The organism is Streptococcus suis, from assembly GCF_002964045.1.
Taxonomy (GTDB): Bacteria; Bacillota; Bacilli; order Lactobacillales; family Streptococcaceae; genus Streptococcus; species Streptococcus suis_U.
Map to the genome: position 1 here is coordinate 1 of NZ_POPB01000415.1, position 10,416 is coordinate 10,416.

Here is a 10,416-nt window from a genome sequence, read left to right on the forward strand (position 1 = left end):
AAAATGATAGTTTGAGCACTTTTCATTATAGGTCATATGGAACTTTTTTTCTATACTCAAAAAGGCTCCATAATTTCCATGGTGGATTTACCCACTACAGAAATTATAGAGCCGAATAAACAAGTCGTTAGAATTCTAATTTCTAGCGACTTTTTTGTATGTTTTAATAATTATTTATTTTTGGAAAAAATGGCTCCAATTTAGTCAAATAAGTTGTCAGAAAGATAAAATATAGCTATAATGAGACTACTATAAAATTTTTCAGGGAGTTTTGATGAAAAAGAACTTTAGTGAAAAGCAAGAACGCTTTGCATTTCGTAAATTATCTGTAGGACTTGTCTCTGCAACTGTTGCGAGTCTATTTTTTGCTGGCTCGATTGCAGCGGCTCCGTCTGTTAGTGCCCAGTCGATTAATTATACTTATGTAACTGAGCAAGAGTTGACAGATGCAGAAAAAGAATTGATTATTCGAGACCTGCCAGGTTTGGCTCAAGCAACAGATGCGAACTATTATTTGGTTTATCGTCCAGTAGGAGCGAGCCAGACAACTACAGGCACAAATTCAAAAATCTTGCCTAAGACAGGTGCTTTAGAAACAGGTGCAATGGCACTTGCAGGTCTTTCTCTTTTAGTTGTAGCTGTTAAGTTGGGCAAAAAAGGGAAGAAAGAACTTGCGGGAGTAATCATCCTTGCCGCAACGGGTGCAAGTTTCTTGGCACCGACTGGCTCAGCCTTGACTAGTCACATTTTGGCTCAATTCAACCATGCGGTGGAAAGATCAGCAGGTCAGGCCTTGCCAGCGCCAGCTGAGATTGAAGGCTATGTTTATGTAGGCTATTTTAAAGATAGCAAGGCGGTAGAAGAGCTTCCAGCAGGGGAGGAAAAACCAGTTGTTTCGGAGAAACCTACTGATAATGGGAACCAAGGAATCGTAACCGAAGTTCCAAATACTGCTCCAAGCCATGAGCTACCTGCAGCTAATATTACTGAGAAGACGCTTACCAAGACTGAGGTTATTGCCTTTGAGACGCAAACGGTTGAAAATCCAGCCTTGGCCGAGGGGACAGAAAAAGTTGTTCAAGAAGGTCAAAATGGTGAGCGGACTATTACAATTAAACAAACAATTGTTGATGGTCAGGTTCTTAAGGAAGAGGAAGTTTCGTCAGAAATTACTAAAACAGCTACTCCAAAAATCATTGAAATCGGAACCAAAAAGGCTGAAGACTCAGCAATAACAGTTGTTCCAGATACGGCACCGACCCATGAGGTTCCTGAACTTACGATCACTGAGGAAGTAACATCACATACAGAATCTATTGCATTTGTATCAGAAGAAGTGTATGATGCGAGTTTGCCAGTAGGGACTAGACAGACAGTCCAAACTGGTCAACCGGGTCAAAAGACTATTGAAACCAAGAAGACTTTTGCTGATGGAGTGTTGATTAAGTCAGAGGTTCTTTCTGAAACTGTTACTCAGTCACCAGTAAATCAGATCGTCAAAATTGGTACCAAGCCAGCAGAAGACTCAGCTATTACGGTTGTTCCAGATACGGCACCAACCCATGAAGTACCAGAACTTGTTTTGACAGAAGATACAACGACAAACACGGAGTCGATTCCCTTTGAAAGTCAGGTAATCTATGATGATACCTTGGCGGAGGGTACTCGAAATGTAGATCAAGTTGGTAAAGCAGGAGTTCAAACGACTGTTATCAAGAATTACTACGCTGATGGTGTCTTGATCAAGTCTGAGCAGGTTTCAAGCTCGGTGACAAGCTCACCAGTAACTGAAATTGTTCGCATTGGTACAAAGAAAGCTGATACAGTCAAAACTGAGACCGAATCAGCTACAAAAATCATTCCATTTGAAATCAGCTATCAAGATGATGCGACCCTTCCAGTTGGTGAAGAAAAAATCATTACAGCTGGTCAAAATGGACTTGCGACTGTTACAACAACCTATACTCTTGTAAATGGCGTTCGTCAAGCAAACCCAACAGTGACTGAAACTGTGACCACTCAGCCTGTGACTCAAGTAGTAGCACGTGGTACAAAAACGGTTACCCCAACTCCAGTTGAAGGTACGGAAACCGTTACGGAAACGGTAGAGATTCCATTTGAAACTAAGACAACAGATTCGTCTGACCTTTATGTTGGTCAAGAACAAGTTGTTACGGAAGGTAAAAATGGAAGCAAGGAAATCACCACAACTTATGTAACCATTGACGGCGTTCGTCAGGCAAATCCAACAGTAACCGAGAAAGTAACGCAAGAGCCAACAACCAAAGAAGTTCTCAAAGGCACCAAGCCAATCGAGGGTACCGAATCAGAAACAGAAACAGTAGAAATTCCATTTGAAACTAAAATAACTGAAACAGCAGATCTTTATACAGATGAAGAGCGAGTTGTCGTTGAAGGTAAGAACGGAAGCAAAGAAATCACTACTACCTACCAAACCATCAAAGGTGTTCGTCAAGCAAATCCAATAGTAACTGAGAAAGTAACCCAAGAGCCAACAACCAAGGAAGTTCTCAAAGGAACCAAGCCAATCGAGGGTACCGAATCAGAAACAGAAACAGTTGATATTGCCTTTGAAACAGAGTATGTTGATGATCCGACATTGTTGGAAGGTAAGACAAAAGTTGTAACAACAGGTGTAAATGGCTCTAAGACAGTTACAACAACTTACAAGACAATCAAGGGCGTTCGTCAGGAAAATCCGACAGTTACCGAAGAAATTACTGAACAACCGGTAAATGAAGTGATTGCTCGTGGTACAAAAGTTGAGAAAGTACCACAAGTAATTATCACAGATTTGGTAGAAAATGATGATGCAAAATCAGCAACAGTCAGCTACAAGTTGACAGATGAAACATCTAATTTCCTCAGAGCAGTTGCACTCTTATACGACAATACAGGTGCTTTGGTTAAAGAGCAAGCTATTGAGGATCCAAATGGTCAGATTACCTTAGAAAATCTAGACTTCTACACAGACTATACTGTGAAAACCAAGATATTCTATACCTTAGATGAACAAGAACAAAGCTCAGAGCAAGAAGCTATTCTTGAAAGCATGCGCAAATTTGATTTGGTCTACAAGAAGATTGAAATCAAGGATATTGATGCGGTGACTGTTTACCGTCGCAAAAATGGTAGCTACATCGGTCAAGAATTCTTAGAAGAGCTACCAACATCTACTGAAGAACTATTCATAAAAGTAACCTCAGATCGCTTCAAAGAAGTCTATCTTCCAGTTTCTAGCGTTGAAGAAACAACTTTAGATGGCAAAACAGTCTTTAAGTTGGTTTCATCATTTGATGAATTGGTTCAAGACAAGGATGCTCAATACGTTGCCAACCGTGAATTCTACATTCCTAAGATGGTAACAGATGCAAATACCTATACATCCTTTAAAGCTTTGATCGACGCTATGAAGGCTAACCCAAGTGGCACTTTCAAATTAGGTGCACATTTGGACGCAAGTGAAGTCCCTGTTGGAGATATTCCATCTTATGTGACTGGATTTAGCGGTACTTTGGATGGAGTAAATGACGGCTATGCCTTCTCAATCAGCAACTTGAAAGCCCCATTGTTCTTTAACCTTGGTGGTAAAGTTCAAAACTTGGATATTAAAAATGCAAGCTTGAATACAACGTCTAAGAACCCACTTGCGACAATTGCTATCAATGCCAATGGCGCAACCATTACAAACGTAGCAGTAGAAGCAAGCCTAAAAGGTCCGCAACATGTTTCTGGTCTGGTTCATTCTGCAACCAACTCTACTATCAAGGATGTATCCTTCAAGGGAAGTATTGAAGTAACTGGAACTGATGCAAGCCTCACTGGTGGTATCTTGGGTAATGGTACGATGGCAAGTGTTGGAAATGCCAAGGTTGATGCGACCATTACTCTCCCAGGCACAGAAAACCAAGTCGCTGGTGGTATTGTCGGACGTACGATGCTTGTCTACGATGTACCAGGAAGTGTCTATAATTCTTATGCAACTGGTTCTATTGTGACGACTGAATCAGCGGCTATTGTCGGCGGAATTGCAGGTGCCAACCAAGTAACGGGTGCCTATGCTCCATATAGTGGTAATGTTAATAATGTTATCAGCGATATGACTGGTGCGACAAGCATTATCGGTCAACCAGCAAATCCAACCGGTAAGATTAAGGACGGTTTCACTACAACATCTGATAATTTGACCAATGTTACTGTTATCTCTGATGAAGATGCACAAGCCAAAGTTGAAACTATGAATATTCAAGCGACAATTGATGATTCTGTTTCGCTTAATCTCAATCAATATTCAGTAGATTATCTAACCGTGGATAAGGCTCAGGCTGACCATGAAATCGCCTACTACAACATGGAGAAAATCCTTCCATTCTACAACAAGGAACTTCTTGTCTACTATGGAAATAAGATTGCGACAGGCGATAAGCTCAATACAGTTCGCCTGCTTGATGTTGTGCCAATGAAGGACAAGGATGTTGTTGCAGATGTCTACGCTGAGAAGGCTACTATCAATAAGATTATGCTTCACTATGCAGATGGCACGGTGGATTACAAGACTGTTTCTTATCTAGAAGACTTCAAGAACAATCACGTTGTTGAGTACACTATCTCAGGTACAGACTTGATTTACACGCCAGAATCATTCTTGAATGACAGAAGTGCCCTTGTTGCTGACTTGGTAAGTAGCTTGTCAACAGTAGTCCTTGACTCGGATGCTATGAAAGCGATTATCAAATATCCAACAACCTTGAATGCCGATACTCAGACAGGTACTGCAAAAGATTTCTACTTTGGTGAAAGCTATGACCAAGTGATGGCCAACTTAGAAAGCAATGTTCGTAAGATTTTGGTTGCTAGTCTAAATGGTCAAGGTCAGGCTTCTGAAGACTACATCAAAGAGAAAATCACCAACAACAAAGAAGCCTTTGTGCTCGGTTTGACCTACTTGAACCGTTGGTATGACATCAACTTTGGAGAGATGAATACCAAAGATTTGACCATCTTTGAACCTGACTTCTTCGGAAATGATGCGGCGTCTGCTCTTGATATGATTCTTGCAATTGGTAATGGTGGCTACGATGTTCTTCGTGCCCACAATAACGTGACCACTTTCGCATCCATCATTGGTAAACAAAACAAGCAGACCAAGCTTTTCGATATGTTGGAAGATTATCGTCAGCTCTTCTTGCCAGAAATGACCAACAATGAATGGTTCAAACAAACCACTAAAGCCTATGTGGTTGAAGGTAAGTCCTTGATTCCAGAAGTAGCTGCTAAGCAGGAAACAACAGATACTTACAGCAAGTACAATGTCGGTGCCTACAGCAAGATTGTGAATGATACGGTTTCTAACCCAACTTGGAAGTACAACCACATGCTCTTGCCACTCTTGACCCTGCCACAAGAAAATATCTTTATCATTACCAACATGAATACCATCGCGATTGGTTCATACGAGCACTATGTAGATGATTATTCAACAGTGGAAAATCGTGATAAGGTTCGTCAGATGGTTGATCTGGCTGCTGAACGCCAACGTGATAATGCGGACTTCTGGTATAAGATGTTGGACGAAACCAATCGTGACAAGCTCTTCAGATCTGTCCTAAATAACGAAGGTTACGTCATGTACGGTAAAGATGGCACGAAGTCTTATCGCAATTTGACAGCCGATGTTGATGCTATCCAAGATTTCTACGGTCCTATCAACAAGTGGTACCGTGAGCATCCGTCTATTAAGACTGCCTTTGCGGATGGAAGTGAGACCTACTATATCACTTACGATATGCTGACAGATTATGGTACAGCCCTTTATACCCACGAAATGGTCCACAACCAAGATGGTGATATTTATCTGAAAGGCTATGGTCGCCGTATTGGTCAAGGTAACGAACTCTACGCCCAAGGTCTTCTGCAAAACGTCTTCAATGTCACTGAGATGAACCTTGGATTCAACGCTGTCTATAATAGCGATGATGCCAACCGTGTCCATGTCGGAGATCCAGTTGCACGTTTCAATAGCGAAGCTGATTTCAATGAGTATTACCATAACCAGTTCGATGTGCTGTACTTGCTGGATTACCTAGAAGGTACAAATATCTTGGCTCAATCGGATGCAGCGAAGAAAGCTTGGTTGCGTAAGATTGAAAACTACTATGTCCAAAATAATGGTGTTGATACCCATGCTGGAAACTCTGCGCGTGCATTGACAGATGATGAAGTTGCAAGCTTGAAGACCTTCAGTGATTTGATTGATCAGAGCATTATCGTTCAACGTCAGTATGTGAATAATCCTGCTAATGCAAGTAAGAAGTGGGATCGAAATAGTTATGTCAGCGTTCCAATGTTTGCGGCTAACTTCTCAGCTCTTTCAAACTCAAAAGGTTCACCAGGCGACATCATGTTCCGCCGTATGGCCTTTGAATTGATTGCGGCTAAAGGTTACACAGATGGATTTGTACCGTATGCTTCTGGCCAATTGTCTGACCTAGCAATGGAAAAAGGCTCAATTATTTATGATACTTGGAACAAGAAAGATACTGGTTTGATTACGGATGACCATGTCTTAGAATATGTCTTCCAAGGTCAATACGCTTCATGGGCTGACTTCAAGAAAGCTATGTTTACTGAGCGTTTGGAAAAAGCTGCAGCAGGCCAACTCAAGCCGTTTACTATGCAGTATGAACTTGGTGTTGCTGATTCGACCAAGGAAGTGACTGTCACAAGCTTTGAACAGTTGCAAGCCTTGATGAAAGAAGCTATGGAAGCAGACATCCAAGCAAACAGCCTTAACTCGAACAACAGCCGTGTTCATGCACTCAAAGTGAAAGTTTATCAAGCCTTGATGAACTCTACAAATGATTTCAGAACATCGATTTTTAACTAAATAAACCGAAAAGGAGAACAACGAAAGTTGGCTCCTTTTTTGGTTAGAAGAATTTACAAAAAAAATTATTAAATTATGTAATAATGCTTGAAAAAATGGGGGGGGGGATGATATTATATAGGTGATATGTTTAATATCATAATAGAGCTAGTAATGCAACCTATTAATTGAGTTGACATCACTATATTTTCTTTATAAGATTTTATCCAAAATCAGTAATAAACCTCCCCATAAAGCTTATTACTAGAGTTTGTTAAAAATTTAAAAAGTCATATATAATTTTTAAGATTATTCTTTTAGATTTCACTTCTTTTAATTGTTGTACGATCTAGCTCTTTTAAATAATGGAGGTAAACAAATGCGCAAATCAAAGAAAAAGTCATTTGATTGGTACGGAACGAGACAACATTTCTCGATTCGTAAGTATCATTTTGGTGCTGCCAGTGTCTTGCTTGGTATGTCCTTGGCTTTGGGTGCTGGAGCACAGGCAGTACAAGCAGAAGAAACACTTGCATCTTCAGAAACAACAACAGCCGTAGCGTCGACTACAGATACATCAGCAAGCTCTGAAGCTGTCGTTGAAGAAGCAACAGTAGCTTCATCAACAGAAACAGCTGTATCAGCTTCAGAAACAGCAACAAATACATCTTCTACAGAAGCTTCAACTACTGAAACAGTTGCAACAGCAACGGCTACAAGTACAGAGCGTTCTGCAGCGATTAACTACATCGTTCAATATGTGTTGGAAGATGGTACTGTAGTAAAAGCGGATGTGAAATTAGCAACTGTAAGTACTACTGAAGCTACTGCAAAAACAAGCGTTACTGTAGCTACAGAACTACCTGCTGGTTACGAATTGGCATCAGGTCAAACTGCGACTGTGACTCAAGAAGTAACAGAAGGTGCTGCGAACGTGGTGACTGTAAAAGTTGTTAAGAAAGCTGAAGCAACAACTACAACAGCAACTACTGAGTCAAAAACTACAGAAACAGCTTCAAGCGAAACAACGACATCTACAGAAACCAAAGCTGCTACTACTGAAGCAGTAGCAGAAACTGTAAAAACACCTGCAACTGTTGAAGAAGCGAAAGTTGTTCTTGAACAAGTAACTTCAGAAGCTGAAGTCTTGGCAAATGAAGCTGAGCGTCTAGTTGCTGCGGCTGATAGCGATAACGAGGCATTGAAATCAGCTGCGGCAGCAACAAAATTAACTGCAACAGAAGCAACAGCTGTTTTGAATAACTCAACAGCAACACTTGAAGAAGTAAATGCACAAATCAATGCAGTTCGTACAAACGTTGAAGCACTTGTACTTGAATTGCGTAAGTTCTTGGGAACTGATGTAATTCAAGTGGCTTTGACAACTACGACAGCATCGGCAACAGTAACCCAGAGTACAGGTAACTGGACTGAAAATGCAGCAGTTTTAAATAAAGAAGTGGCTGAAAAAGAGGCGACAATTACTCCAACTGATGAAGATATCAATAGTGAATACAAATTAACTGAGGTTGCTGACTATAAAACATTTTTTGTTGTAGATTTATCAGGAGATCAAGATCCTACAGATACTAGCATAAAAAGCGACGGTTCATTTAATTATCGCTTTGATAAAAATTGGTACATGAGATTTTCTACCAATAGTACCTTAAATGATGGTAGTGTCTTAGCGGAATTGGTTGATAGATCTGCAAATCACAACGTAGTAGAAACACTAACAATTTCACCTGGTGAAAGTAAACAATTTAATAACATAAAAACACTTGCTGCGTCATCACCAATAAAAGAAAATAAAAGTTTTCAATATAAAATAACGAACAGTGAATTTAATTTTTCTAAAGATGGGCAAACTTCAACGCTTAGAAATTTAGATGTTTATGCAGGTATAGGTGGGTCGGCCTTATCTACGATTATTTATTCTCCAGCATCAACTACAACACAAGGAAGTGTACAAAATAGTTTTTCTTCAGCAATTCCAACTAGTGGTTTAGATGTAACTACAAAATATGTCTTAGAAAAGACAGCACTCAAAGAAGAAAAATTATTAGCCACTTACACTTTATCTGATGCAAATACAGGGGATACATACACGATAGCTGGTGCAGCAGATTTTGAGAACTATGAGTTAGTTAAGACTCCACAAAGCAATACAGGAGTTGTTGGACCAACCTATGTTAAAGGTTCTTATGTTATATCAGGAAGTTGGGCAGCAAGTCATAACGTCGTGATGGTACAAACGTTTTCAAAAGAAGACGGAACTTCTAAATTCTTAAACTTTGCTCTTAATGTAGATCATGAAGATGTAAAAGAATACTATAAAAAAACAGATGTAACTGCTGAAGATCTGAAATTAGAAGAAACAATAGCTATAATTAATGATACATCACTTTCAAATGAAGAAAAACTGACTCAAATAAAAGCATTAAATGCGCCATTTCTTTTGATGTATGTTTCAGATGATGTAGCTCCAAGGGCAGGAAATACAGGTCCGGATTTATTAACTGGAAAAGAGGTATGGACATATACATCAAATCGTTTATGGATTAGAAATAAGTATGGTGCTCCTTATGGTGATGGTAAATATGGTCCTGTAAGTAACGTAATCACCAACACTTTATTTGAACAAAATGGATATCCGAAAGGTATGTTTTTGCCATACGAATACATACTTGTGAATGAAAGTGGCCAATATATTGATTTTGACGGCAATTTACATCCCAAAGGTAACCAGACAAGTTTTGGTGGGAAAAGAATGTTTATGTTTAATGAATTCTCACCATCGACAGGAGATGTAACTTATTACTATGCTGAAAAAGGCGGAGTAAAAGTTTACTATATCAATGAAGACGGGGATCCAATTGCTCCTGCAAACCTAGTCATTGATCATGAAACTTCAGGTACTACTTTTAATGTAAAATCAGCGGAAAAATCTGAAATTACTGCAGCAGATGGAACTGTTTATTTATTTAAAGCAATAGACACTAATATTAAAAAAGCGACAGATCCAGAAGAAAGATTCACCGAAAAAATCACTTCATACGAAGGTGCAATAAAAGTAGATACTGTTCAAGAATTAACACTTGTTTATGTTAAACAACAAGTCGGCACAGTTAAATTTGTTGACACAACAGACAACACAGTTAAATTTACAGAAAACCTTAGTGGTAAAACAGGGGATGAGTTTGGCTTTGATCCAGCTGCTAAGATTAAGGAATTTGAAAACCTTGGCTACACCGTAGTGAACAAAGACAACTACAGCTCAACAGGTACCTTCGATAACATCGACGGCAACTCACAAGACTTTGTCTACGAATTGACACCAAAAGTTTCACCAATCACACCAGAAAATCCAGGTAAACCAGGTGAGCCAATTGATCCAAACACTCCAGATGGACCAAAATGGCCAACTGATAAGGGTGTTGATGATGTGACCCGTACGATCAGCCGTACCGTTACTTATGTGAAAGCAGAAGGTGGCGAAGCAGCTCCAGGCTCAAGCAACTCCGTTACCA

General features: G+C 39.8%; 2 protein-coding genes. Both read left to right on the forward strand.

All coding sequences use genetic code 11. The annotated features are described in order from the left end of the window. Nucleotides 1-274: 274 nt before the first annotated feature. Nucleotides 275-6,907 carry a ZmpA/ZmpB/ZmpC family metallo-endopeptidase gene (locus tag C1E99_RS10630; RefSeq protein ID WP_105207523.1) on the forward strand — a complete coding sequence of 2,211 codons (6,633 nt, stop codon included), beginning with the start codon at nucleotides 275-277 and terminating at the stop codon, nucleotides 6,905-6,907. 358 nt (nucleotides 6,908-7,265) lie between these two features. Further along, nucleotides 7,266-10,416 (forward strand): mucin-binding protein (locus tag C1E99_RS10635; protein ID WP_153060195.1); only part of this gene is annotated, 3,151 nt, incomplete at its 3' end.

Excerpts from the sequence above, each read along its gene's own strand:
- C1E99_RS10630 (WP_105207523.1), top strand. The coding sequence starts at position 275 with ATGAAAAAGAACTTTAGTGAAAAGCAAGAACGCTTTGCATTTCGTAAA.